1 protein-coding gene is annotated in these 331 nt (G+C 71.0%); it reads left to right on the top strand.

Annotated features, from left to right (window positions below):
• Positions 1 to 331 (top strand): acyltransferase domain-containing protein (locus tag IG05_RS43310; protein ID WP_037816029.1); only part of this gene is annotated, 331 nt, incomplete at both ends.

Genomic DNA, 331 nt, shown 5'->3' with positions numbered 1-331 from the left:
GGACTTGGCGGCGGTCAACGCTCCCGGTTCGGTCGTTCTCTCCGGCGATGAGGCGCCCGTCCTCGCCCTGGCGGAGAAGCTGCGTGAGCAGGGCCGCCGCGTGAAGCGGCTGACCGTCTCGCACGCCTTCCACTCGGCGCTGATGGAGCCGATGCTGGACGGCTTCGCGCAGGCGCTGGACGGGCTGACCTGGAACGAACCCGTCATCCCCGTCGTATCGAATGTCACCGGAAAGCAGGCCGAACCGGGCCAATTGTCGGACCCGGCGTACTGGGTCGGCCACGTCCGCCGCCCGGTCCGCTTCGCCGACGGCATCGCCGCCTCCGGCGGC

Source organism: Streptomyces sp. NRRL S-1022, assembly GCF_000720135.1.
GTDB lineage: Bacteria > Actinomycetota > Actinomycetes > Streptomycetales > Streptomycetaceae > Streptomyces.
Note: the sequence above shows the minus strand (reverse complement) of the source record. Positions and strands in the feature narration are given on the sequence as shown.